Annotated in this window: 20 protein-coding genes; 12 read left to right on the top strand and 8 right to left on the bottom strand. The window is 54.7% G+C overall.

Going from position 1 to position 24,682, the window contains the following annotated elements; all coding sequences use genetic code 11:
• Position 1: 1 nt before the first annotated feature.
• Together KP22_RS05950 and KP22_RS05955 are read right to left on the bottom strand one after the other, a co-directional pair.
• On the bottom strand, positions 2–1,045 hold the full coding sequence (locus tag KP22_RS05950) for a YcjF family protein (protein WP_039323045.1): 1,044 nt from the start codon (positions 1,043–1,045) through the stop codon (positions 2–4).
• Positions 1,042–2,439, bottom strand: a complete 1,398-nt coding sequence (locus tag KP22_RS05955) for a YcjX family GTP-binding protein (RefSeq protein ID WP_039323050.1) — start codon at positions 2,437–2,439, stop codon at positions 1,042–1,044. The genes KP22_RS05950 and KP22_RS05955 overlap by 4 nt, the downstream gene beginning before the upstream one ends.
• A gap of 288 nt (positions 2,440–2,727) precedes the next feature.
• On the opposite strand from KP22_RS05955, the gene KP22_RS05960 reads away from it, so the two are divergent.
• The 5 genes from KP22_RS05960 to KP22_RS05980 all read left to right on the top strand — a co-directional run bounded on the left by KP22_RS05960 (position 2,728) and on the right by KP22_RS05980 (position 13,457).
• Positions 2,728–4,470 (top strand): ShlB/FhaC/HecB family hemolysin secretion/activation protein, encoded by a 1,743-nt coding sequence (locus tag KP22_RS05960; protein ID WP_039299352.1) that lies wholly within the window; start codon positions 2,728–2,730, stop codon positions 4,468–4,470.
• A gap of 11 nt (positions 4,471–4,481) precedes the next feature.
• Positions 4,482–4,997, top strand: a complete 516-nt coding sequence (locus KP22_RS05965; RefSeq protein ID WP_039299349.1) for a toxin-activating lysine-acyltransferase — start codon at positions 4,482–4,484, stop codon at positions 4,995–4,997.
• A gap of 27 nt (positions 4,998–5,024) precedes the next feature.
• Entirely contained in the window at positions 5,025–12,479 is a 7,455-nt protein-coding gene (locus tag KP22_RS05970; RefSeq protein ID WP_244880003.1) for a hemagglutinin repeat-containing protein, read from the top strand.
• The gene (locus tag KP22_RS05975; protein ID WP_039299347.1) at positions 12,476–12,841 is read left to right on the top strand and encodes a hypothetical protein; all 366 of its coding nucleotides are present in this window, start codon (positions 12,476–12,478) and stop codon (positions 12,839–12,841) included. The genes KP22_RS05970 and KP22_RS05975 overlap by 4 nt, the downstream gene beginning before the upstream one ends.
• Positions 12,842–12,902: 61 nt before the next feature.
• Positions 12,903–13,457: a hypothetical protein gene (locus KP22_RS05980; protein WP_231566821.1), complete on the top strand. Its 555-nt coding sequence runs from the start codon at positions 12,903–12,905 to the stop codon at positions 13,455–13,457.
• A 92-nt stretch (positions 13,458–13,549) separates the two neighbouring features.
• Here KP22_RS05980 and pspC read toward each other — a convergent pair whose 3' ends face one another.
• From pspC to pspA, 3 genes are all read right to left on the bottom strand, one after another.
• Complete coding sequence (pspC, locus tag KP22_RS05985) at positions 13,550–13,915, bottom strand: envelope stress response membrane protein PspC (protein ID WP_039299346.1); 366 nt, start codon at positions 13,913–13,915, stop codon at positions 13,550–13,552.
• Positions 13,915–14,139: an envelope stress response membrane protein PspB gene (gene pspB / locus KP22_RS05990; protein WP_011093546.1), complete on the bottom strand. Its 225-nt coding sequence runs from the start codon at positions 14,137–14,139 to the stop codon at positions 13,915–13,917. The genes pspC and pspB overlap by 1 nt, the downstream gene beginning before the upstream one ends.
• A gap of 101 nt (positions 14,140–14,240) precedes the next feature.
• Positions 14,241–14,906 (bottom strand): phage shock protein PspA, encoded by a 666-nt coding sequence (pspA, locus tag KP22_RS05995; RefSeq protein WP_039299343.1) that lies wholly within the window; start codon positions 14,904–14,906, stop codon positions 14,241–14,243.
• Positions 14,907–15,131: 225 nt separating this feature from the next.
• Here pspA and pspF point away from each other — a divergent pair, with 225 nt between their 5' ends.
• On the top strand, positions 15,132–16,121 hold the full coding sequence (gene pspF, locus KP22_RS06000) for a phage shock protein operon transcriptional activator (protein WP_039299341.1): 990 nt from the start codon (positions 15,132–15,134) through the stop codon (positions 16,119–16,121).
• Positions 16,122–16,192: 71 nt separating this feature from the next.
• On the opposite strand, the gene KP22_RS06005 is transcribed toward pspF, so the two are convergent.
• Positions 16,193–17,710 (bottom strand): cellulase family glycosylhydrolase, encoded by a 1,518-nt coding sequence (locus tag KP22_RS06005; protein ID WP_039299339.1) that lies wholly within the window; start codon positions 17,708–17,710, stop codon positions 16,193–16,195.
• A 26-nt stretch (positions 17,711–17,736) separates the two neighbouring features.
• Between KP22_RS06005 and KP22_RS22350 the strand changes: the two genes are divergently transcribed.
• Positions 17,737–17,928, top strand: coding sequence for a hypothetical protein (locus KP22_RS22350; protein ID WP_156107262.1), 192 nt, complete (start codon positions 17,737–17,739; stop codon positions 17,926–17,928).
• A gap of 163 nt (positions 17,929–18,091) precedes the next feature.
• On the opposite strand, the gene KP22_RS06010 is transcribed toward KP22_RS22350, so the two are convergent.
• On the bottom strand, positions 18,092–18,580 hold the full coding sequence (locus tag KP22_RS06010; RefSeq protein WP_039323053.1) for an RES family NAD+ phosphorylase: 489 nt from the start codon (positions 18,578–18,580) through the stop codon (positions 18,092–18,094).
• Entirely contained in the window at positions 18,577–19,017 is a 441-nt protein-coding gene (parS, locus tag KP22_RS06015) for a type II RES/Xre toxin-antitoxin system antitoxin (protein WP_039323055.1), read from the bottom strand. Before parS ends, KP22_RS06010 begins: the two co-directional genes overlap by 4 nt.
• 170 nt (positions 19,018–19,187) lie before the next feature.
• On the opposite strand from parS, the gene sapA reads away from it, so the two are divergent.
• The 5 genes from sapA to sapF are packed head-to-tail and all read left to right on the top strand — an operon-like array spanning position 19,188 to position 24,539.
• On the top strand, positions 19,188–20,876 hold the full coding sequence (gene sapA / locus KP22_RS06020; protein ID WP_039323059.1) for an ABC transporter substrate-binding protein SapA: 1,689 nt from the start codon (positions 19,188–19,190) through the stop codon (positions 20,874–20,876).
• Complete coding sequence (gene sapB / locus KP22_RS06025) at positions 20,873–21,838, top strand: putrescine export ABC transporter permease SapB (protein ID WP_039323061.1); 966 nt, start codon at positions 20,873–20,875, stop codon at positions 21,836–21,838. Before sapA ends, sapB begins: the two co-directional genes overlap by 4 nt.
• Positions 21,825–22,715, top strand: coding sequence for a putrescine export ABC transporter permease SapC (gene sapC, locus KP22_RS06030; RefSeq protein ID WP_039299324.1), 891 nt, complete (start codon positions 21,825–21,827; stop codon positions 22,713–22,715). The genes sapB and sapC overlap by 14 nt, the downstream gene beginning before the upstream one ends.
• Before the next feature lie 16 nt (positions 22,716–22,731).
• The gene (sapD, locus tag KP22_RS06035) at positions 22,732–23,724 is read left to right on the top strand and encodes a putrescine export ABC transporter ATP-binding protein SapD (protein WP_039299321.1); all 993 of its coding nucleotides are present in this window, start codon (positions 22,732–22,734) and stop codon (positions 23,722–23,724) included.
• Positions 23,724–24,539 carry a putrescine export ABC transporter ATP-binding protein SapF gene (gene sapF / locus KP22_RS06040; RefSeq protein ID WP_039299318.1) on the top strand — a complete coding sequence of 272 codons (816 nt, stop codon included), beginning with the start codon at positions 23,724–23,726 and terminating at the stop codon, positions 24,537–24,539. The genes sapD and sapF overlap by 1 nt, the downstream gene beginning before the upstream one ends.
• The last annotated feature ends 143 nt before the right edge of the window (positions 24,540–24,682 follow it).

The following is a 24,682-nucleotide window of genomic DNA, read 5'->3' on the forward strand; positions in this document are numbered from 1 at the left end:
CCTAACGCCCTTTTTGCAGCGTTTCTTTTACCTGACCAATCAATTCGCGGCGGAAATCGCCGAGGCGTGGTTTGTCATCCAGCCACGGCAGCGGGCGACACAGCTCCATCGTTTTGATACCCAAGCGCGCGGTCAGCAGCCCTGCGCCAATGCCCTGTGCGGCACGAGTTGATAGCCGTGCGGCAAGATCCTGTGACATCCAGTCCATGCCAATTTCCCGCACCAGCTCCGATGCGCCGGCAAACGCGATATTGACCAGCACCAGTCGGAACAGGCGAATCCGGCTGAAATAGCCGAGTTCGATGCCGTACAGCGCGGCAATACGGTTAATCAGGCGCAGGTTGCGCCAGGCGATAAATGCCATATCCACTAGCGCCAGCGGGCTGACGGCGATCATCAAGGTGGATTCCGCCGCCGAGCGGCTGATTTCACGCCGCGCCTGCGTGTCCAGTACAGGCTGAACCAGACGCGCATACAGTTCCAACACTTCACGGTCGTTGTGGGTTTCATGGAGGGAAGCCTGCCAGCGCTGTATCGCCGGATGGCCGCTATCCAGCCCTGCCTGACGTGCCAGCTTTTCACAGAATTCGCGCCCGCGCCCCACACCGTGGCTATGTAACAGATCGCGGGCCACGTCGCGCTCTTCTGCCCGCTCCCGTAAGCGATAGAGCCGTCGCCACTCAACGGCCAGCGAGCCGACGCCCGCCGCCACAATCAGGCTGCCTGCGGTAATGCCGCCCAGCGCGATCCAGTCCTGCTGCACCCAGGCGTTATGCAGTGACTGCACGCCCTGCGCCAGCGCGCTGACGCCAAACAGCCCTATTCCCGCCATCACCATACGCCGCCACAGACTGCGCTTCGGCCGCAATGCCGCACTGATAGCCTCTTCCGCCGCGCCTTCTTCCGGCACTTCTTCTACGCGGCTGATGGGAGAAAATGGCGTGCCGCTCTGCTCGTCAAACGCCAACCCGGCACGTAGCTGTGGCTGCGGTTCTTGTGGTGAAACATCGTCGAACGTAACGCGTGGTTTTAGTGGCTCGTTCATCGCAATTTATCCTTTAGCAGAAAGTCCATGACCGTATCCAACCGGATATGCGGCAACGGCGTGTCTACCGTCATCTCACGAGGACGAAATTGATCGAAGTGGAAGCCCTGCGTTTGCCAGAATGCTGCGCCCGGCAAGCGAGCAGGCACTTCACCGGGGTAAACCGTCAGCGGCTGACCGTCGCTGAGTCGATGCCCCTTCAGCGCCGGAATTTTCTGTCCCTGATGATCGACGACGCCACTCTGCGTTGACTGGATCGACGCAATACCTTCACAGCGCATATCAATGCCTTCAAACGCGGCGTTCTGCCACGCCTCTTGCACCAGTTGCTGAAGCAAAGACACCAAATTGGCGTGCTGATCGGCGGTAATATGATCGGCTTTACTCGCGGCAAACATCAGTTTGTCGATGCAGGGCGAAAACAAACGCCGGAACAATGTGCGCTTACCGTAGTGAAAACTTTGCATCAGTTGGGTCAGCGCCAGCCGCATATCGTTAAACGCATGAATACCGCTATTGAGCGGTTGCAGACAGTCGACCAGAACAATCTGTCGGTCGAAGCGCACAAAGTGATCCTTATAAAACCCTTTGACGACCGACTGACAGTAATAGTCAAAACGCTTGCGCAGCATGCCGATGTTGGTTTTCTCATCCGCCTGCGCCAGCTTGGCTTCACCGATATTATTCACCTGCGGCCAGGGGAAAAATTGCAGCACTGGCGCCCCCGCCAGATCGCCCGGTAGCACAAATCGCCCCGGTTGAATAAAGTGCAATCCTTCCTGTTTGCAACGATGCAGATAGTCGGTGTAGGCCTGCGCCACCTCGGCGAGCTGGTTTTCATCCGTCGGTGCCAGCGGATCGATTTTCTCACACAGCGCCAGCCAGGGTTTTGCCCACTCGGTGCGTCCCCCTTGCAGCAAGCCGCTCATCTGCTGCGACCAGCTCAAATAGGTTTGCTCCAACAGCGGCAGATCCAGCAGCCATTCACCAGGGTAATCGACAATTTCCAGGTAGAGCGTCGACGTGTCTTTGAAATGACGCAGCAACGAATCTTTAGAACGATAGCGCAGCGCCAAACGAATCTCACTCACGCCACGCGTCGGCGTTGGCCAAGCCGGCGGCGAGCCATACAGCGCGGCCATGCCTTCATCATAAGCAAAACGCGGTACGCCCAGATCGCGCTGCGGCACACGCTTCACTCCGAGCAAACGTTCTTCGCGCACCGGGGAAAACATCGGCAGATGCGCACCGCTGTGGGTATTTAATAATTGATTGACGAACGCGGTGATAAACGCGGTTTTGCCACTGCGGCTCAGCCCGGTGACGGCAATCCGCAGATGGCGATCCACGCTGCGATTAACCAGTGAGTTAATTTCGTTCTGTAGTCGACTCATCGAATGAACCATCACTCCTGTAGTTGATATATATATCGTATCAATATAATAAAATCAGACAAACACCTCACGCCGACATAAGTTCAACCACGATCACCTATCTCATACCGTATTTTTACCGCTAAAATGTAAAGAAACGATAATTTTAAGACTACTCTTAGCAAGCAATAAGACAACTCTTAGCAAACAAATTGTTAACGTATATAACCTGAGATTGTACCAAGTAACCAATTGTTCCTAGAAACGAATAGTGTCCCAATAACAATCAATAATTCAGGTTAATTAATTATGCTACGGAATGCGTCATTCACTGACGGGTATCAACCTGCGTGTCTCAGCCCACTTGCGCTATTTATTTTATTGACCACCTCAGCAAGCAGTTGGGCGGCAGATAATAATCTGACGCCTCTTGCCGCACCGAGCCGGGTGGATGAACAGCTAAATATCAACCAACAGGATCGCCAGCGTGCGATGCAGCAGCAATTAGCCCCACAAACGCCCGATGTGCGTTTGCAGCCCCCCTCCTCATTCTTTACTAAGTTGCAATTTCCGCAGGAGCAACAGTGCTTTACGCTGTATCACATTATCCTGACCGGCAAAGAAGATTTCCCCTCCTGGCTGCGTATCCCGCTGCAACAGCTGGCCGATCAGGGTAAAGGTCCGTGCCTGGGCGCTCAGGGTGTCAACCTGCTGATGAGCGCACTGCAAAACCGTCTGATCGACCATGGCTACGTCACCGCACGCGTGATGGCGCCGCCGCAAAACCTGAAAACCGGCACCCTGCATATCACCCTGATTCCGGGCAAAACGCGCCAGATAAAACTGACCAAAGAGAGCGATCGCTACGTGAGCCTCTGGAGCGCCCTGCCAGCGCGTGAAGGCGAACTGCTGGATTTGCGTGATATTGAGCAGGGACTGGAAAACCTACAGCGCGTGCCCACCGTACAGGCAGAGATGGCGATTGTCCCAGGCGAACAGCCCGGCGAAAGCGACATTGACGTCACCTGGAAACAGGAAAAAATGTGGCGTCTCGGCGCGACGCTCGATGACTCTGGCACCGAAACCACCGGTCGTTATCAGGGCGGCCTGACGCTGTATATCGATAATCCCTTATCACTCAGCGACCTGTTCTACATTTCCGGCAACCATGACCTTGAATCCGGCAGCGAAAAAGGCAGCAAGAACTACATGCTGCACTACTCCGTACCGTTCGGTTACTGGATGGCGGGCGTCACCGCCAGCGGCTACGACTACAACCAGAATGTGGCGGGCGCGAATGAAGACTACAACTATAGCGGCAACAGCAAAAACCTTAACTTCCAACTGAGCCGGGTGCTGTACCGCAGCGGCAGTCAGAAAACCTCAATGAGCTATGAAATTCTGACTCGCGAATCGCAGAACTTCGTCAACGATACCGAAGTGGATGTGCAGCGGCGTAAAACCAGCGCCTGGCGTCTGGGTCTCCAGCATCGCCACTACTTCGGTGCCACCACCCTTGATGCCGCAGTGAGCTACCAGCGCGGCACTCGCTGGTTCGGCGCTATTCCGGCGCAGGAAGAGTATTTCGATGAAGGCACCGCACTGGCGAAAATTATCCAACTCAATGCCCAATTGGATATGCCGTTTACAATAGGAAACCAGACCTTCCGCTACAACGTGCAGTATCTGCGCCAGATCAACCACACCAAACTAACTCCTCAAGATCAACTGTCGATTGGTAACCGTTGGACCGTGCGCGGCTTTGATGGTGAACGCACCCTGACGGCCGACCACGGCTGGTTCATACGCAACGATCTGGCCTGGCGCACCCCGTTGCCTAACCAGGAACTGTATCTCGGCGCTGACTACGGCGAAGTAGACGGCACGCGTGATTACCTCGCCGGAAAACATCTGGCGGGCGGCGTGCTTGGTCTGCGCGGTAACGCCTTTAACACCGGCTACGACCTGTTTGTCGGTGTGCCGTTCTCCAAACCGGAAGGTTTCCACACCAGCCCGGTCACCCTCGGTTTCAACCTTAGCTGGCAGTACTAAGGAGGCGCGTGATGAAGATTCCTGTTAATGGCTATCAGTTAACCGCTCCGCTGCTCGGTGGTCAGTTCAGCGAAGCGGAAGCGCTTGGCGCGGCGGTCTGGCTGTGGATGCATTCGGAACAGCACCGCGATATTCCGCTCAGTGTGCTGCCGACGCTGCTGCTGCCCGCCATCAAACATCAGCAGTTTGTTATTGCCAGCCGCGATGACAAGCCCATGTTTTTCCTCAGTTGGGCGTGGATGGACGAAGAAGCGGAACAGCGCTACCTCACCGGCCCCGGCATCCTGGTGCAGCCGCAGGACTGGACCAGCGGCAACCGCCTGTGGTTCCGCGACTGGGTCGCGCCATTCGGCGATCAGCAGGCATTTCGTCGTATCGTCGGCGGCACGCTGTTTCCCCACTTATGTGGCCGTGCGCTGTACCACAAAGGGGCAGAACGTGGACAACGGGTATTGCAATTCCGTGGCGATGACGTCACCCAGCAACAATTCAGACTCTGGCAGCAAAACACGCCGCTGATTGCTTAACATCACTTTTAGCAGGGATAACTTTTCGTGAATAAGAACCTCTATCGCATCATTTTCAACAAGGCTCGCGGCCTGTTAGTGGTGGTTTCCGAAATCAACCGCGGCCAGGGTAAAAGCGGCGCAAACGGCGTCGGCCATACGCTGAGCCAGCTGATTGGCCGTATGAAGCCCACCGCCTTCCTGACCATGACCGCACTCGGCCTGGTCACGCTCGCGCCACAGGCGCTGGCGGCCGGAATTGTCGCCGACAAGAGCGCCCCGGGCGGCCAGCAGCCGAATGTAATGCAGAGCGCCAACGGCACGCCGCAGGTCAATATCCAGACGCCGAGCGCCGGTGGTGTTTCGCATAACAAATACACCCAGTTTGACGTCGATAACAAAGGTGCGATTCTTAATAACTCGCACAAACAGGTACAGACCCAGCAGGGCGGCTGGGTGGCAGGTAACCCATGGCTGGCGAAAGGCGAAGCCAAAATTATTCTTAACGAGGTCAACTCGCGCGACCCGAGCAAGCTGAACGGCTATGTCGAAGTGGCAGGCCGTAAGGCGCAGGTGGTCATCGCCAACCCGGCGGGCATCAGCTGCGACGGCTGTGGCTTTATTAACGCCAACCGCGCCACGCTGACCACCGGCACACCGCAGATGACCAACGGTGAACTGCGCGGTTACCGCGTGGGCAAGGGTGAAATAGTGGTGGAAGGCGCTGGTATGGACAGCAGCCGTCAGGATTACACCGACCTTATTGCCCGCACCGTGAAGGTCAATGCCGGTATCTGGGCGAAAGATGTGACCGTCACCACCGGTAAAAACGAGGTGGCCGCCGATAACCGCACGGCCACAGCCAGCGGCGTAGCGGACAGCGACGTCAAGCCGACGCTGGCGATCGACGTAGCCCAGTTGGGCGGCATGTATGCCGGTAAAATCCGTCTGGTGGCGACCGAACAAGGGGTCGGCGTCAGCAACAAAGGGATTCTTGCCAGTCAGGCGGGTGACATCACCATTAACGCCAATGGCGATATCGTCAACAGCGGTACGGTCAATGCCGGTCAGGATCTGCTGCTGGGCGGTAAAAAGGTTGACAACAGCGGCACCCTGTTTGCCCAGCGCGATCAGAGCACTACCGCCAGCGGCGAGGTGACCAACAGCGGCCTTATCGCCGCCAAAGGCAACACCAGTGTGCGCAGCGCCAGCATCCGCAACAGCAAAGGCGCGGCCATTGCCGCCGGGATGAAAACCGATGGCACCCTGGCCGACAGCGGCAATCTGACACTCGCCAGCAACGGTAAACTGACCAGCCGGGGTCAGGCGCTGGCCGGTGGCGATCTGAACGCCAGCGCCAGCCAGATTGATCTCAGCGGCAGCGATACCGCCGCGCATCACGCCACTCTGACCAGCAGCAGCGATATCATCACCGACGACGCGCAACTGCTGGCGAGCGGCGATTTGAAACTCTCCGCCGCCGGTAAACTCAGCAACGATCGCGGCGTGATTAACGCCAATGCGCTGCGGGCAAGCATGCCGGTTATCAGTAACCGCGGTGGTCAGTTACTGCAAAGCGGCGACAGCGATCTGCAACTCAGCATTCACAGCATTGATAACCAGAATGGCCGCATCGCCGCCAATGCCAAAAAATTCAGCGTACAGAGCGCCAGCCTGAATAACCAGGGCGGCACCATTATGGCGGCCGGTTCCGGCTCGCTGGATGTTGCGGCCAGCAGTGAACTGAATAACCAGAACGGTACGCTGGCCGCCGCCAGCGATCTGGCGATCGCCACGCCGGTGCTGAATAACAACCGGGGACAGATCTCCGCCAATAAGCAGTTGACGCTCGATCAGCACAACAGCAGTGCCCTCGCCCGCACCGCAGCCACCCGCAGCGATCTGCGTATCAGCAATGAAGGTGGCCGTCTGGTGGCAGGTCAGCAGTTGACCTTCCGCGGCCGCGAGATTAATGGCAGCGGTGACATTCTGTCGCTTGGCGATATGGATCTCAGCTTCGCCGACGGCTTCAGCAACACCGGCAAAACACTCGCGAATGGCGATCTGACGCTGAATATTAACAACAGCCTGATCAACACGGCACTGCTTGGCGCAGGCGGTAAGCTGAATGTGCAGGCCAGCAACATCAACAACCAGACCACAGGCGAACTGAGTTCCCAGCAGACCACGCTGAACGCCAGCGATACGCTGAGCAACCGTGGCCTGATCGACGGCGTGCTGACCCGCATCAACGCCAGCACCGTGAATAATATCGGCACCGGCCGTATTTATGGCGACGGCCTGGCGTTCAGCGCAGCGACGCTGAATAACCTGGCGGAAAATAACAGCAGCGCCACCATCGCGGCGCGTCAGCGTCTGGATCTGGGCATTGGTACACTGAATAACCGCGACCACTCCCTGATCTACAGCGATGGTGATATGGCCATCGGCGGCGCGCTGGATGCGGACGCGCTGGCGACCGGCAAGACAGGCGAAATTAACAACCACAGCTCGACTATCGAATCTGTGGGCAATATGGCGCTGAGCTTCACCGCACTGAACAATATCAATGACAACTTCGCCACCAGTATGGTGCAGTTGTCCCAGCAGCAGAAAGATGAGTATATGGTGGTGGACCTAAATAATGGCGTCCACTACAGCCCTAACGACTACAACATCAGCTTCTACAAAGATGAAGTGCGCCATATCTGTATCCAAGGCGTGGTGTGTGGTCGCGACCATTACTATCAGTACAGCTATACCGAGACCATCAGCGAAGAGCAGATCGCCCAGAGCGACCCGGCGAAAATCATCGCGGGCGGTCAGATTTCGCTCTCCGGCGATAAGCTGCTGAACGACAAGAGCCAGATTATTGCCGGTGGCACCCTACTGACGGCAGTGAAGGAACTGGTGAATACCGAAGTCACTGGCCAGAAGCTGACGGAAAAAGTGGGCCAGGTCATCGAATGGGACCGTATTCATAAGAAAGGTACCGACAGCCAGAAAGCCAGAGCCTCCGCCTATACACCGCCAACGGAAATCCAGTCCATCAGCCTCAGTCCGAGCGTGATGAAGGAGAATACCCTGGCAACCAGCAGCGCACCATCGCTGGCTGAGTATGCTGCGCAGCGCGTGGAAGTGGCCGGACAGAACACTGATGTCATCCGTTCGATGACGCCGGATGCTTCCCTGCCAACCGGCAGCCTGTTCACCACCCTGCCGGATGCCACCAGCAGCTATCTGATCGAAACCGATCCGCGCTTCACCAATCAGAGAACCTGGCTGAGCTCCGACTATATGCTGAGCCAGTTGCAGACCGACCCGTCGATCACGCAAAAACGCCTCGGCGATGGTTTCTATGAGCAACGTCTGGTGCGCGAGCAGATTGTTGAGCTGGTCGGCCAGCGCTATCTCGCCGACTATAACAGCGATGAAGAGCAGTATAAGGGCCTGATGGAATCTGGCGTCAGCTTCGCGAAGAAATTCAACCTGGTGCCTGGCGTGGCGCTCACCGCAGAGCAGATGAAACAGATCACCCAGGATATGGTGTGGCTGGTGGCGCAGGATGTGAAGATGCCGGATGGCACTACCCAGAACGTGCTGGTACCGCAGGTGTATGCACAGGTGCAGCAAGGCGATATGGACGGCAGCGGCGCGTTGCTGGCCGGTAAGAACGTCAGCATTGGCGTCAGCGGCGGCATGCTGAACAGCGGGCGTATCAGCGCTACACAGCTGGTCAGCGTTTCCGGCGACGATATCGTTAACGTCGGCGGCATCATCGCCGGTAAATCCGTGTCGCTGCAAGCGACCAACGATATCACTAACACCGGCGGCACGGTGCGTGCCACCGATACCCTGCTGGCGCAAGCCGGACGTGATATCACCGTTGCCAGCGAGACCAACCACGCGGAAAGTCAGAACGGCAGTAACCGTTTCAGCCGCGACAATATCGACCGTGTGGCAGGCATGTATGTGCAGGGTGACGATGGCAAACTGTTGCTACAGGCAGGCCGTGATGTCGATCTTCAGGCCGCGCAGGTGGTCAGCTCCGGTGAAAACAGCCAGACGCAGATCGCTGCTAACCGCGATATCACTATGACCACCGTCACCACCGGCAGCCACGACAACGTGGTGTGGGATAAAGATAACCACGTCACGCAGACGCTGACTCAGGTACAGGGCACTGACGTCACCAGCGACGGCAATATCTCGCTGAATGCCGACAATAATATTAACGCTCAGGCGGCGAAACTGAATGCCGATCGGCAGCTTTCGCTGACCGCCACCAATGATATCAACCTCGGCAGCGCCGGCAGCCAGGAATATCTGGATATGAACTCCAAAGTAAAAGGTTCCGGCTTCCTGTCGAAACGCACCACTACCACCCGCGCCGGCTACGATGCCACGCTGGCGAACGGCAGCAGTCTGGGCGGGGAGAATATCTCCGTCACTGCGGGTAACAACCTGAATATCACCGGCAGCGATGTGGCGGCGGATCAGGATCTGGCACTGCGTACCGGTAACGACCTCAACGTCACGGCCGCAGAAGAAAGCCGCGACAGCTGGTCGATGAAGAAAACCACCAAGTCGGGCCTGATGAGCAGCGGCGGCATTGGCTTCTTTGTTGGCTCGATCAAAGAGAGTTCGACCTCTGATACTGCGGCGCTGACCCACAACAACAGCACACTGGGCAGCGTCAATGGCGATACCAGTCTGGTGGCGGGCAATAATATCGCCGTGCAGGGCTCCGATGTGATCGCCGGTAACGACATCAATATGGTGGCGAACAATATCACCATTGATGCCGCGAATAACCAGAGTACAACGGATACCACCTATGAACGCAAACAGGCGGGTCTGACGCTGGCGCTGTCCGGCGCGATCGGCAGTGCGCTGAACACCGCCTACACCAGCGCGAAAGCCGCCGATGAACAGCAAGATGGCCGTATGGCGTCACTGCAAAAGCTGAAAACGGGTCTGGCGGGCGTACAGGCCGCCCAGGCCGCGGTGCTGGCTTCGCAGAATACCGCGGATCAGAACGCCATTGGCGTCAGCCTGTCGCTGAGCACCTCGAAGTCGAAGAGCGAGAGCCATAGCGAAGAAGTCAGCGCCTCGGGCAGCACCGTGCAGGCGGGCAACAATATCAACCTGGTGGCGACCGGTTCAGAGAATGGCGACGATGGCGATCTGACGATTGGCGGCAGCCAGTTGAAAGCGGGCAACGATGTGCTGCTGTCGGCGAACCGCGATATCAACCTGCTGTCGGCGCAGAATACCCAACAGCAGACCGGTAAAAACAGCAGCAGCGGCGGCGGCGTAGGCGTCAGCATCGGCGCTGGTCAGGGCGGCGCGGGGATCAGTGTGTTTGCTAACGCCAGTAAAGGTTCCGGTAACGAAAATGGCGATGGTCTGACCCACACCGAAACGACTGTCGATGCCGGGAATAAGCTGACGGTTAACAGCGGACGTGACACCACCTTGCGCGGCGCACAGCTGAGTGCCGATCAGGTGGTGGCGAATGTCGGACGTGACCTGACGTTGCAGAGCGAACAGGACGTCAATAACTATGACTCGAAGCAGAAGAACAGCTCGGCTGGCGCCAGCTTTACCTTTGGCAGCATGACCGGTAGCGTCAGCGCCAGCGTGGCGAAAGATAAGATCCACAGCACCTATAACAGTGTGCAGGAGCAGACCGGTATCTTCGCCGGTGACGGCGGTTTCGATATCACCGTCGGCAACCACACGCAGTTGGATGGCGCAGTGATTGGCAGCACCGCCAGCGAAGATAAAAACCGCCTCGATACCGGCACGCTGGGCTTCAGTAATATCGACAATAGCGCCGAGTTTGAAGTATCGCACAGCAGCGTCGGCATCAGCACTGGCGGTCTGGGCGCGCAGGATTTGCTGAAAAATGCCGTACAGAATCTGGCGGCTAATGGTCTGGGTGCGGGTGGCAGCGATGGGAATGCCTCCGGCACCACCTATTCCGCCGTTTCTCCGTCATCGCTGATTATCCGTGACCAGGCGAACCAGCAGCAGGATGTCAGCGAGCTGAGCCGCGATGTTGAGCATGCGAATCAAAGCATCAGCCCAATCTTTGATAAGGCGAAGGAACAGCAGCGTCTGAGCCAGTTGCGGTTGATTGGCGACGTGGTTAATCAGGGCGTGGATATCACCCTTACCCAAGGGCAGATCATGGCGAACAGTGCCGGGATCGAAGCTGCGGGTGAGTGGGATGAGGCGAAAGAGACGCGCAAAGAGTACTGGGACCGCGTGCAGAATACTGCGGCTTATAAAGATATCAGCGAGCAGTATAAGGCAGGTGGCGACCTGGAAAAAGGTATCCGCGCAGCGGCAGCCGCCATTACCGCACTAGCGGGTGGCGATCCGCTGAAAGCGCTGGCTCAGGGCGCTGCGCCTTACATGGCAGGCGTGGTTAAAGACATGACTGTCGGGTTTGATGAAAATCCTACAGCCGGGCAAATCGCAGCGAACGCGATTGGCCACGCAGTGCTGGGTGGCGTGATCGCTGAACTATCCGGTGGTAATGCCACTGCCGGCGCAGTTGGCGCAGCAGCCGGCGAGCTTGCAGCGCGCGCAATCAAAGACTATCTCTACCCGGATACCGCAACTGCTGATTTGGCCGATAGTGATAAGAGTAAGATCAGTAACCTGGCATCGCTGGCGGCGATGCTGGCGGGCGGCGTAGCAAGCGACTCTTCTGCTGGTGCGGTGAATGGTCATGATGCTGGCAAAAATGCAGTGGATAATAACTATCTGACCGTGAAGCAGATCGATGACTGGGTCGCTGAAGTCAAATCCTGCCAGGCTAAGGGCGGCGATTGCGGCCCTATTATGAAGAAATATCAGCAACTCAGCATCGTACAGCAGGAGCAGCTGATGAGCGACTGCGCTAACGATCCAGATAATTGTCAGGCTAAATATGGTAGTGTTCTTGCCAATAGTCTGGCCGTTAAGCAGGCAATTGACCGGGCAATGGGCGAAGACCTTCCCTGGAGTATGAGTTATGATTTATCTGTTCTATGGATGCATCAGATCGATGCCGATGGTGTCGTTTCCAGTAACTTCGTATCGGAAAATCTGCGAGCTAAATATGGTCTGGATCAGATACAGGCTGACCTGATTGCAAGTGCCGCACTGGGTGCGATTACTGGCGTAGGTAAAGCAAAGTACCAGCCAAATAAGGGTGCTGTTGGTAATATGGGAGAATTTTTCAAACAGTCAGGCTTTGGCAGCCAGATGAAAACTAGCTCGCAAAAAACCAACCAAATATTTCAGGGACAAAGTGTTTATCAGGCGAAAGGGACTGTCGGCGACCATATTGCTAAAGGTGACAAGTACTACCTTGATGGCCTCCACAAAGATCATATTGAAGTTTTTGACAGCAAAGGGAAAGTCAAAGCAGTTCTGAACCTGGATGGCTCTTACAACGATTCGAAAACAGCTAGTGCGATTAAAGAAGGACGGAGGCTGCCTAAATGATAAATGATCTCTTTTTTGAGTTAATGAAGAACAACTTCATTGCAGTATTGAAGAAAAAAAACACATCTTCTATCGAAATAGATGACCTGTCGATTGACTACAATGGGCAACTGAATGAACAATTCCTGAATCAATTAAATTTTCTGAAAGTTCATACTGACTTACTACAAAAAGCCAGTGCTGAACATGATGAACTGGCAATGCAATCAGCTTTACTGAAGTTAAGGAGTCACGCAATGACTCTCTCAAGTTTCTTCGAGGCCATAGCTGAAGATAGTGAGGCGTTATTGAAAATGAATAGCTGGCCTGAGATCCCTGAAGGTTATCAATTACCAGCGCATTATGGTTTACCGGGGAAATAATACCTAAAACCGCTAAGATGTTATAATAAGGCAAGGACGCCTTGTTTATAAGGAACATAAAGTGAAAAATATCTTAAAATTTAAACTTGCTATTCTTGCATCTTTGAGTTCCGCCTGTTCCATAATGCCAAATAATGATTTTTTTGTCCCCGCCTCTCAAGACGCTAATTCAGCATGGGTACGTATCGTAGATAATACCGAACAGACAAGTATCTATCAGACATTAAACGGCAAACGCACTGGCGGTCTTATTCGCGCCAGTGAATGGGTTTTACAAAACACCCAGGATCGCGGAATGCCAAAAGTCGCTGGAGAAAAATACAGTATCGATTACTACGAGACACCTGTTGTACCGGGGGTGGAAACGGCCATCGAAAATGTCTATGTCGAAAGTAAATATACCTGCCTGATTACCACCCGCTTTATCCCGGAGAAAGGCAAAAAATATGAATTTCGGCTGGAGAGCGATACGCTACGTTACCAGTGCCGTGCGATTGCCAGCGAAATCGTGCAGGACAGTAATGGTCAGTGGAAGCTAATCCCTCTGCAAAATGTGCGCTATAGTGCGAAAGAAGGCAACGGCTGGCATCCGATGCACAGTGGGATAGGATCATAGAGATTGCAGCGAAAAAGCAGCGCGACATTATCCACTCTCGACTCAAGTCGTACGGTGGATAATGTCAGCGAAAGAGTATAACCGATGACAAATTACAGGTGACGAAAGCGGTTCTGAACGCCAAACGTATCCGAGGTGACATAGCGCTCAATGTTACGCAGGCGCTGTTCGCTGGCCTGCAATGTCGCATCTGCCTCATTCAGCAATTGGCTGGGCGTCCGGGCCGTTTTTTCATCCTCAAATCCCATTCCCGCCGGAGCCGGATCGAGCATAAAGGTCAGAATGATGTAAGCCACAATCGTGAAAAAGAACAGGCCGAAAAACATCGACAGCACCACGATTATCCGCAGGAGTTTCACCGGCACGTCAAAATAACGCGCTAAACCAGCACAAACCCCTTTCAGCATGCCTTCTTCCGGTATGCGATATAACGTTTTACCTGACCACGTATTTTTCATTACGATTTTCTCCAGTCCGGGTGTTCTGCATCCAGAATGTCTTCCAGCGCCCTGATACGCTCACGCATACGGCTGGACTCTTCCGTTAAGCGTGTCAGACGTTGCATATCGTTTTGTCCCAGTTGAGCACTGTTTTTACGCTGACTGTAATGTAGCCAAAGCCATATCGGTGCCACAAACAACATAAAAATGGTCAGCGGAATGGCAAGAAACAACGCACTCATTGTATCTCCTTAGTATTATTTACACGCCTCAAAGAGCACGAGGGCTAAGCGTTGGCTGCCATTTTGCAACGACAGCCCGCCCAATAGCGTTTACGCTTTAATTACTCTGCTGGCTTAACTTTAGCTTTAAGTGCCGCCAACTGCGCGCTGATTTCATCGTCCGCTTTCAGCTCGGCAAACTGCTGATCCAGCGATTTTTGTTTCCCCAGCCCGTGACTTTCCGCTTCCGCTTCCATCGTGTCGATACGGCGTTCGAACTGATCGAAACGCGCCATGGCTTCATCCAGCTTACCGCTATCCAGTTGGCGGCGTACATCACGCGATGATGCGGCGGCCTGATGGCGTAAGGTCAGCGCCTGCTGACGGGCACGCGTTTCGCTTAATTTGTTTTCCAGCTCACCGATTTCACGCTTCATGCGATCCAGCGTTTCATCCACGTTTTCGGCTTCATGCTGCAACACAGCGATCAAGTCGGTCAGTTTCTGCTTTTCAATCAGCGCCGCACGGGCCAAATCGTCTTTATCTTTACGCAGCGCCAGCTCTGCTTTTTCCTGCCACTGCTCTTGCTGACCGTGCGCTTGTTCAATACGGCGGGCAATCTGTTTCTTTTCTGCCAGCGCCCGCGCCGAGGTTGAACGCACTTCAACCAGCGTATCTTCCATTTCCTGAATCATCAGCCGCACCAATTTCTGCGGATCTTCAGCTTTATCCAGCAATGAGTTGATGTTGGCGTTCACGATGTCGGCAAAACGAGAAAAAATACCCATAATTACATCCTCTTCATGATTTCCAGCGTCTGATTACGCCTGATTTATCATCGTGACCAGCCGAGGCAGTCACGATCTCGTTCTAGATATATCAATAAGCATGCCAACTTTAAAATCCACCTAACTAACTGAAAATAAAGGAATGTATTATTTTGACTATTTTTCCCTTTTCCTTAGATTAGTCAAATATGCTAATAGTTAGTAAAAATAACACGGTGAAACATCATGCTTCAGGAAAAAGAGAACCTGCTGGGCGAAGCCAACAGTTTTTTAGAGGTGCTGGAACAGGTGTCGCAGCTGGCACAGTTGAATAAACCGGTGCTGGTGATCGGCGAACGCGGCACAGGTAAAGAGCTGATCGCCAGCCGCCTGCACTACCTTTCTCCACGTTGGCAAGGGCCGTTCGTTTCCCTCAACTGCGCGGCGCTCAACGAGAACCTGCTTGATTCCGAGCTATTTGGTCATGAAGCGGGTGCCTTTACCGGCGCGCAGAAACGCCATCTGGGGCGCTTCGAACGTGCCGACGGTGGAACGCTGTTTTTGGATGAATTGGCTACCGCGCCGATGCTGGTGCAGGAAAAATTACTGCGGGTGATCGAATACGGCATGCTGGAGCGCGTCGGCGGCAGAGATCAGCTACAGGTTGACGTACGTCTGGTGTGCGCGACCAATGACGACCTGCCTGCGCTGGCTGCCAGCGGTAAGTTCCGTGCGGACCTACTCGATCGTCTGGCCTTTGATGTCGTGCAACTTCCGCCGCTACGTGAACGCCAGCAAGACATCATGTTGCTGGCGGAACACTTTGCCATTCAGATGTGCCGAGAGTTGCATCTACCGCTGTTTCCCGGTTTCACGCCAGCCGCGCGTGCGACGCTGCTGACTTACGACTGGCCGGGCAACATTCGTGAACTGAAAAACGTGGTTGAGCGCTCGGTGTACCGTCATGGCGATAGCGAACAGCCTCTCGATGCCATCATTCTTAATCCCTTCAGTCGAACTCCCGCCGTTCAGGAAACGTCGCCGCGTGCGACAACCAGCCAGCCGAATTTACCGCTGGAGATGAAACCGTGGCTATTGGAACAGGAGAAAAGCTTAATCGATCGGGCATTGAATCAGGCAAAGTTTAACCAGCGCAAAGCCGCTGAGCTACTGGGATTAACCTATCACCAACTGCGTGGATTGCTGAAGAAACACGACATCGCAGTGAATGAGTGAAGATCTGGAAAGAAAAAGCGGGCGAATTCACGCCCGCAGGATTAGTAGATTAATAGGTCAGCGACGTGCGATTACGGCTCCACGCCCCATACCAGCGTACCTTTATCGTGCACGGTGAGCTTGTCCCAGTTGGTGTAGCTCGTGACGTTAGCGCCGTATGAATAGTCATTCGTTTCATTCACGTTGCTCCAGTCACCCGCGTGGATACGCACCTGCACTTCACCGGTTTCCGCGCCCGGTTGAAGGGAACCGGCTCCGCTACTGAAGGTCACCAGAACATAACGATTGGCCTTATCGGTGCTGGCAGCAGGCGTCCCCGTGCTGGTCACGATATTGTTAGGCCCGACGTTAGCCCAGTCAACAAAGAGGTTCGCGCCAGGTTTGCCATCATCATGGAAGTAGTAACGCACTTGCAGATCGCTCAGTTTGATCGGCGTACTTCCGGTATTTTTGATATTAAAGGCCATACGAATCGCATCATCGGAAGGGTTGTTATCCACATTGCGATATTGCAGCACGACGTCACCCGTTGTTCCATTACCTGGGTTGGTCGGTTCCGTTGGCGTGGTTGGCGTATCGCCACCGCTCAGGTCTGCCCCCGCGCGAATCTGTGCTCTGACAAATTTGCCTGACGTCGACAGATTTTGCTCCGTCCAGCCACCCGATTTGCTCGCTCCCGGAGCCAGCGCCGCGGACGCCTCGGATTTATCGGTAAGCGACCAGTTCACCCAGCTTACGCCGCGGTTATTCAGGAAATCGATCCAGGTCTGCGATTCTGGTAGGAACGGCCCGCCGTTGCCGGACGCATCGCTAGTGCCCCATTCGCTGACGAAAATCGTAGCGCCACGGCTTTGCGCATAGTCAATGCGATCGCGTAGAAACTGCCCATGCGTACCCGCATAGAAATGCAGCGCGTACAGGGTATTCGGATCGGGCAGCTGATTATCTGCCGCGTCATGGATATCCTGACTCCAGGTGCCCGTACCGACGATAATGAGGTTATCGGGATCTTTGCTACGGATGGTGTCCGTCACTTCCAGCGCATAAGGTCGAATCTGTCCGTTCCATGTCACGCCGCCGTTTGGCTCATTGGCGATTTCATAGATCACGTTTGGCGAGTTGCCATACAGCCCCGCCATTTCGGCAAAGAAGGTTTTTGCCTGTGCTTTATAAATATTAGGATCGTTGTCCGACAAGATGTGCCAGTCGATAATGATGTAGACGCCAAGACTTTGCGCCGCCGCAACGGCCTCTTTTACCTTATTGGCGATGGACGGGTTAGCAATATAACCATTCTCCGCTGTGTACATAGCGACGCGGAACACGTTAATCCCCCAGTCATCACGCAGCCATTTCATCGAATCTTTGTTGACATAATCACCAAACCACTGCAACCCGTGTGAACTCATCCCTCTTAGTTGCACCCGTTTCCCTTGTTCATCCACCAGTCGCCCATTTTCGATGGACAGCTGGCCGTGCGTTTCCACCGGTGTGGCAGATAATGCGGAGAAACTGAGCGACATCCCCAGCACCGTTGTTACCACCCCTAACGTCAATTTCCTGACGATTTGATTCCTTCTGATCCACATATTCCTTATCTCCATTGTGAACACCCATGATTTTGGGCACAGGCATGATAAGGGAGATTTTTGTTCTCGCCAACAATTTAGGAGAAATCCCAATCATATTGATTTTATTAATTATTTACAGAGAAATAGAAAGCAAAGTAAGTATCTGGCGAGGTCATTTTTCAGGCAAAAAAAAGCCAGCACGTCGGCTGGCTAAAATAATACTGGAAGCAATGTGAGCAATGTCGTGCTCTCCTTCAGTGTCTGCGAGGAGCCACTGCTGAAGTGCGAAAATGATGATAATAGTTATCAGTATCATCTGTAAAGCACTTTGTTGAGAATTTTTCTCATTTCCATACTGATTATAGGGTTCCTAGCGATCCCGTCACGACCATCACAAACCTAATGCCCTACCGGATTAAACAGCCTGTGACTGTAAAAATCCGGGATCGCCTCAATAAGGCGTAGCTGGCTTAACGCCGGGTGTAGCGGATTAATCAGTGCATTACGCATACTGCCAAACGGCTTAACCGTGCTGGTTGGCACCCAAATCACCAGCGATCGCCCCGCATTCAGGCAGCGCGATCCTAACGCCTGCACATCCGGCATGAACGGGTAGCATTGCCAGTCTTCAGGCAGCATGTCTAACGTGATGGATTCTTGCGGAACATCGTCTGGCAGTTCATATACGCCCAAACGGTAGCTGGCAGGCAGCAACTGCGGCGAAGGAAGATAATTCCCCATTTCCAGCATCGCGACGGCGGGCGTTTCACTGAAATATAGCACTGGCGTGTTGGGCTGATTGAAACGCGCACCGTGCAGAAAGCTCACACCCGTCTGCCCTGAAAACGCCTCCAGCCAGACCGCTTTGGTGATGCGGTAGAGCCTCATATAAATTCGCCGTGTTCAATACGATTCAGCGCATTATCAACCAACTGACGCCCTTTGTGCGTATCCAGCATTTCCGCCGGCGTTTTCCCGCCAAAGGCTGGAATGCCGCTCTCCATCCACAGTTGTGCCTTCGCTTCATCTTCAAACGTCGTCATGGCTTTCAACCACAGGCGGAACGTCTCCAGCGCCGCTTCCCCCTGCTCCAGCGTTAAATGCTTACGGCGGAATAAACGGGAGATATTCGACGGGTCGACGGACAGTGCCGAGCCAATCAGCTTACGGCTTAGCCCGCTGGCATCCGCTCCACGTTTCAGCATCGCGCCGGATATCCCGCTGCGCACCACATTAACGAACATCAGCGGGTCATGGAAAACGCCATCAGGCAGCTCGGCTTCACGAGCAAAGTTTTCAACTTTAAGACTGATTTCTGCATTCATAGTTATTTCCTCGTCATTATGACTTAACTATAGCATTCATTATGACGCCTTCCATCATTCATCTGGTGGCTCAACGGTTGCAAAGTCACCAGACGCACACAACAAGAGTGGGGAGGATGCCAAGAGTACGATACACTCTCTCTATAACCGTATTGACTGAAAAATCCCGTATGTTCGGAAAAACCTGTTTCGCACTGGCACTCACCTGGCTGGCTTTGCCTGCACTGGCCGCACCACAGCCCGTGCTAACGCCGCCTGCTCCGCTGGAAAATATTCGCGAGAGCGGTTTCGTCTATTGCGTCAATGATGTCCTGAACACGTTTAACCCGCAGATGGCGCGCAGCGGTGTCACCATTGATACACTGGCGGCACAGCTTTACGATCGCCTGCTGGATGTCGATCCTTATACCTATCGTCTGATGCCAGAACTGGCTCAGCGCTGGGAAGTCTTGGACAACGGTTCGACATACCGTTTCTACCTGCGCCGCGATGTGCCGTTTCAACGTACCGAGTGGTTCAGCCCCACGCGGAATATGAACGCCGACGACGTGATATTCAGCTTCCAGCGCATGCTGGACGAAAAGCACCCGTACCATGATGTCAACGGCGGCGAATACCCCTATTTCGACAGCCTGCAATTCGCCGATTCGGTGCAAAGCATCCGCAAGCTGGGCGAGTACAGTATTGAGATTCGGCTCAACAGCCCGGACGCCTCTTTCCTCTGGCATCTGGCCACGCACTACGCGCCGATTCTGTCCGCGGAATACGCACAACGCCTGGCGAAAGAAGATAAAAAAGAGCAGTTGGATCGCGAACCGGTAGGCACTGGCCCTTATCTGCTCAATGAGTATCGCAACGGGCAATATATCCGGCTGACGCGCAACGCTGATTATTGGCGCGGTTTGCCGCGTATGCCGCAGGTTGTTATCGATCTCGGCTCCGGCGGTACGGGCCGTTTATCCAAGCTGTTAACCGGTGAATGTGATGTTCTCGCCTATCCGGCCGCCAGCCAGTTAACTATCCTGCGTAACGACCCGCGTCTGCGTCTCTCGCTACGTCCTGGCATGAATGTCGCCTATTTGGCCTTCAACGTAAGAAAAGCACCGTTGGATGACCGCCGCGTGCGGGAAGCTATCGCGCTGGCAATCAATAACGACAGGCTGATGCAGTCAATCTATTACGGCACGGCAGAAACCGCCGCCTCTATTCTGCCCCGCGCCTCGTGGGCGTACGACAATGAATCACAGATAACGGAATACAATCCGCAGAAAGCGCGACAAATCTTGCAGGAACTGGGGCTCACGAACCTGAATCTGCGCCTGTGGGTGCCCAGCGCCTCGCAATCCTACAACCCCAGCCCGTTGAAAACGGCTGAATTGATACAGGCCGATCTGGCGCAAATTGGTGTCACCGTGACCATCGTACCGGTAGAAGGCCGTTTTCAGGAAGCACGGCTGATGGAACTCAGCCACGATTTAACGCTGGCAGGTTGGGCAACGGACAGTAACGACCCGGACAGCTTTTTCCGGCCGTTGTTAAGCTGCGCGGCCATTCGCTCCCAGAGTAACTACGCGCACTGGTGCGACCCCACTTTTGACGAAGTGCTGCAAAATGCGCTCTCGTCACAGCAGCTTTCTAAGCGGATTGACTATTATCAACAGGCACAGCGCATTCTGGCAGAACAGTTACCCGTTCTACCGCTCGCGTCGTCATTACGACTGCTCGCCTACCGCTATGACATGAAAGGGCTAGTATTGAGTCCGTTCGGCAATGCCTCGTTCGCAGGAGTATTCCGCGAGGATCAACAGGCGCAGCAGAAACCCTCTGCACCAGAAACCGTGGAGGAAGCACAGCCGTGATTATTTTTACCTTGCGACGTCTGGTGTTACTATTCGTGACATTGTCACTCTTGACGCTGGTTGGTTTCAGCCTCAGTTACTACACACCCAACGCTCCACTCAATGGCGCAGCGCTGTTTGATGCCTACCACTTCTACCTCACTAGCCTGCTGCAAGGGGATTTCGGTCGTTCCAGTATTAACGGGCAGGCCATCAGCGAACTGCTGAAAGAAGTGTTCCCTGCCACGATCGAGCTTTGTCTGCTGGCGTTTGCGCTTTCGCTACTGGTTGGTATTCCGCTGGGGATTACCGCGGGCGTGATGCAGAATCGCGGTGCGGACATCGTGATCAGCACGCTGGCTCTGATCGGCTTTTCCCTTCCGGTGTTCTGGTTGGCACTGCTGCTAACGCTGTTCTTCTCGCTGCATCTCGGCTGGTTGCCGGTTTCAGGCCGTTTCGATCTGCTTTATCAGGTGAAAACCGTGACTGGCTTTGCGCTGATAGACGCCTGGCTGTCCGATTCACCGCATCGTGGTGAAATGATCGCCAGCGCCATCCGCCACCTGATTTTGCCAATTACCGTGCTGGCCGTCGGCCCGACCACCGAGGTGATCCGCCTAATGCGCGTCAGCACCACGGAAATTATCAGCAAAAACTACATTAAAGCAGCAGCAACTCGTGGACTATCACGTTTTACAATCATTCGTCGCCACCTGATTCACAACGCGCTGCCGCCGATTATCCCCAAGCTAGGGTTACAATTTTCCACGATGCTGACGCTGACGATGATTACCGAAGTGGTCTTTAACTGGCCGGGTATCGGTCGCTGGCTGGTGAACGCCATTCGTCAGCAGGATTTCGCCGCGATTTCTGCGGGCGTGATGGTGGTTGGCGCGATGGTCATCACGGTCAACATTCTGTCTGATATTTGGGGCGCTATGGCAAATCCGTTGAAACATAAGGAATGGTATGCCCTACGATAACGTCTATAGCGAAAAGCGGCTGCCTAGCCGACTGGGTGACACCTGGCGTGCATTCCATCAGGATATGCTGGCGATGATCGGGCTGTACGGTTTTCTGATCCTGATCGGCCTGTGCCTGTTCGGCAAATTTCTTGCACCTTATGAAGTGGATCAGCAATTTTTGGGCTACCAACTGCTGCCTCCTTCCTGGTCGCACTACGGCGAAGTGTCGTTCTTTCTCGGCACCGACGATTTAGGGCGCGACCAGCTAAGTCGCCTGTTGAGCGGTGCCGCGCCAACCGTCGGCGCATCACTCATCGTCACCTATGCGGCGGCACTGTGCGGTATCGTACTAGGCGTCTTTGCTGGCGTTACGCGCGGGCTGCGTTCGGCGATGCTCAACCATATCCTGGATACGCTGCTGTCGATTCCGTCGCTGTTGCTGGCGATTGTGGTGATTGCCTTTATCGGCCCGAAACTCGAACACGCGATGCTCGCGGTCTGGCTGGCACTGTTGCCACGAATGGTGCGCACCATCTACAACGCCGTACACGATGAAATGGACAAAGAATACGTGATCGCCGCCCGTCTTGACGGTGCCTCAACCTTTTATCTGATCTGGTACGTTGTTTTACCAAACATTGCCGCGCTGCTGGTTTCAGAATTTACTCGTGCGCTGTCGATCGCCATTTTGGATATCGCCGCGCTGGGCTTCCTCGATTTAGGCGCACAGCTACCGACCACCGAATGGGGCGCCCTGCTCGGTAACTCACTGGAGCTGGTTTATGCCGCGCCCTGGACCGTCATGTTGCCCGGTGCCGCTATCACGCTGAGCGTGTTAATCGTCAATCTGCTGGGCGACGGCATCCGCCGCGCGCTCGTCGCGGAAACGGAATAAGAGGCGACGACTCCCTATGCCATTACTTGATATCCGTAACCTGACGATTGAATTTCTGACCACAGACGGTGCCGTAAAAGCCGTCGATCGCGTCAGTATGACGCTAAGCGAAGGGGAAATCCGCGGGCTGGTGGGTGAATCTGGCTCAGGCAAAAGTCTGATCGCCAAAGCCATCTGTGGAATTACCAAAGAGAACTGGCGCGTCACCGCCGATCGCTTCCGCTTCGATGATATCGACCTACTGCAACTGTCGGCGCGTGAGCGACGTAAGTTGGTCGGTCATAACGTCTCCATGATTTTTCAGGAGCCGCAATCCTGTCTCGATCCGTCCGAGAGTATCGGTCGGCAATTGGTGCAGGCCATTCCCGGCTGGACGTATAAAGGCCGCTGGTGGCAGCGATTTAACTGGCGCAAGCGCCGCGCTATCGAACTGCTGCACCGCGTCGGGATTAAAGATCACAAAGACATCATGGGCAGCTATCCCTATGAACTGAGCGACGGCGAGTGTCAGAAGGTGATGATTGCCATCGCGCTGGCAAACCAGCCGCGTCTGCTGATTGCCGATGAACCGACCAACGCGATGGAATCCACCACGCAGGCACAAATTTTCCGCCTGCTATCGCGCCTGAACCAAAACAATAACACCACGATCCTGCTCATCAGCCACGATCTGCAAACCATGAGCAAATGGGCAGACCGGATCAACGTGCTTTATTGCGGGCAAACAGTGGAGAGCGCCACCTGTGAAGATTTGATCACCGCGCCGCATCACCCTTATACGCAGGCGCTGATTCGTGCGATGCCCGATTTCGGTCGTTCGCTGCCGCACAAAAGTCGGTTAAACACCCTGAACGGCGCGATTCCCTCATTGGAGCATCTGCCAATTGGCTGTCGACTCGGCCCGCGCTGCCCTTATTCACAAAAGCAGTGTATGCAAACGCCGCCGCTGCTTTCCGTTAAGAACCACTTATATGCCTGCCACTTCCCGCTCAACATGGAGGAACCGTGATGGTTGAGATGCTGCTTGAAGCCCGCAACCTGACCAAGACGTTCCGCTATCGGACCGGGCTGTTTCGTCGCCAGCACGTTGAGGCGGTGAAATCCGTCAGCTTTACGCTACGCGAACGCCAGACGCTCGCCATCATTGGTGAAAACGGTTCGGGGAAATCGACGCTGGCAAAAATGCTGTCAGGCATGATCGCCCCAACGTCCGGCGAGCTGGTTATCGACGATCATCCGCTGCATTACGGCGATTATGGCTATCGCAGCCAGCGCATCCGCATGATCTTTCAGGATGCGAGCAATGCACTCAATCCGCGTCAGCGTATCGGGCAGCTATTGGATGTTCCGCTGCGGCTGAATACCGACCTTAGCGCCGAAGCGCGCGAAAGGGCGATTAATCAGGCGCTACAGCAGGTTGGATTACGCTCCGATCACGCTTATTACTATCCGCACGCGCTTGCACCGGGGCAAAAACAGCGCGTTGGTCTGGCACGTGCGCTCATTCTGCAACCGAAAGTGATTGTGGCCGATGAGGCGCTGGCTTCACTGGATATGTCTATGCGGTCACAGATTATCAATCTGATGCTGGAGTTACAGGAAAAGCACGGTATCTCTTATATTTACGTAACGCAGCATCTGGGCATGATGAAGCACATCAGCGACCAGATTCTGGTGATGCAGGCAGGCGAAGTGGTCGAACGCGGCAGTACCGCCGATGTGTTGTCCGCCCCGCTTCATGACCTGACGAAACGTTTGATTGCCAGCCACTTCGGCGAAGCGCTCAGCGCCGATGCCTGGCGACGCGACGGCGCACAACGTTAATCTCCGCACGATGACAGTATTCCCGCAGTCACAGGACTGTGGAAAAGGGGGGATACTGCTCGGAGTACCCCTACCGTCCCCAACATGGTAGAATCGCGCGGTTTATTCATCTCGGTCGCCGCTTGCCGCGTAGGTTTACAGGC

Origin of the sequence: Pectobacterium betavasculorum, assembly GCF_000749845.1 — a bacterium.
Lineage (GTDB): Bacteria > Pseudomonadota > Gammaproteobacteria > Enterobacterales > Enterobacteriaceae > Pectobacterium > Pectobacterium betavasculorum.

Coding starts and splice junctions, on each gene's coding strand:
- KP22_RS05950 (WP_039323045.1), bottom strand. CDS start 1,045: ATGAACGAGCCACTAAAACCACGCGTTACGTTCGACGATGTTTCACCA.
- KP22_RS05955 (WP_039323050.1), bottom strand. CDS start 2,439: ATGAGTCGACTACAGAACGAAATTAACTCACTGGTTAATCGCAGCGTG.
- KP22_RS05960 (WP_039299352.1), top strand. CDS start 2,728: ATGCTACGGAATGCGTCATTCACTGACGGGTATCAACCTGCGTGTCTC.
- KP22_RS05965 (WP_039299349.1), top strand. CDS start 4,482: ATGAAGATTCCTGTTAATGGCTATCAGTTAACCGCTCCGCTGCTCGGT.
- KP22_RS05975 (WP_039299347.1), top strand. CDS start 12,476: ATGATAAATGATCTCTTTTTTGAGTTAATGAAGAACAACTTCATTGCA.
- pspC (WP_039299346.1), bottom strand. CDS start 13,915: ATGAAAAATACGTGGTCAGGTAAAACGTTATATCGCATACCGGAAGAA.
- pspB (WP_011093546.1), bottom strand. CDS start 14,139: ATGAGTGCGTTGTTTCTTGCCATTCCGCTGACCATTTTTATGTTGTTT.
- pspA (WP_039299343.1), bottom strand. CDS start 14,906: ATGGGTATTTTTTCTCGTTTTGCCGACATCGTGAACGCCAACATCAAC.
- pspF (WP_039299341.1), top strand. CDS start 15,132: ATGCTTCAGGAAAAAGAGAACCTGCTGGGCGAAGCCAACAGTTTTTTA.
- KP22_RS06005 (WP_039299339.1), bottom strand. CDS start 17,710: ATGTGGATCAGAAGGAATCAAATCGTCAGGAAATTGACGTTAGGGGTG.
- KP22_RS22350 (WP_156107262.1), top strand. CDS start 17,737: ATGATTTTGGGCACAGGCATGATAAGGGAGATTTTTGTTCTCGCCAAC.
- KP22_RS06010 (WP_039323053.1), bottom strand. CDS start 18,580: ATGAGGCTCTACCGCATCACCAAAGCGGTCTGGCTGGAGGCGTTTTCA.
- parS (WP_039323055.1), bottom strand. CDS start 19,017: ATGAATGCAGAAATCAGTCTTAAAGTTGAAAACTTTGCTCGTGAAGCC.
- sapA (WP_039323059.1), top strand. CDS start 19,188: ATGTTCGGAAAAACCTGTTTCGCACTGGCACTCACCTGGCTGGCTTTG.
- sapC (WP_039299324.1), top strand. CDS start 21,825: ATGCCCTACGATAACGTCTATAGCGAAAAGCGGCTGCCTAGCCGACTG.
- sapD (WP_039299321.1), top strand. CDS start 22,732: ATGCCATTACTTGATATCCGTAACCTGACGATTGAATTTCTGACCACA.
- sapF (WP_039299318.1), top strand. CDS start 23,724: ATGGTTGAGATGCTGCTTGAAGCCCGCAACCTGACCAAGACGTTCCGC.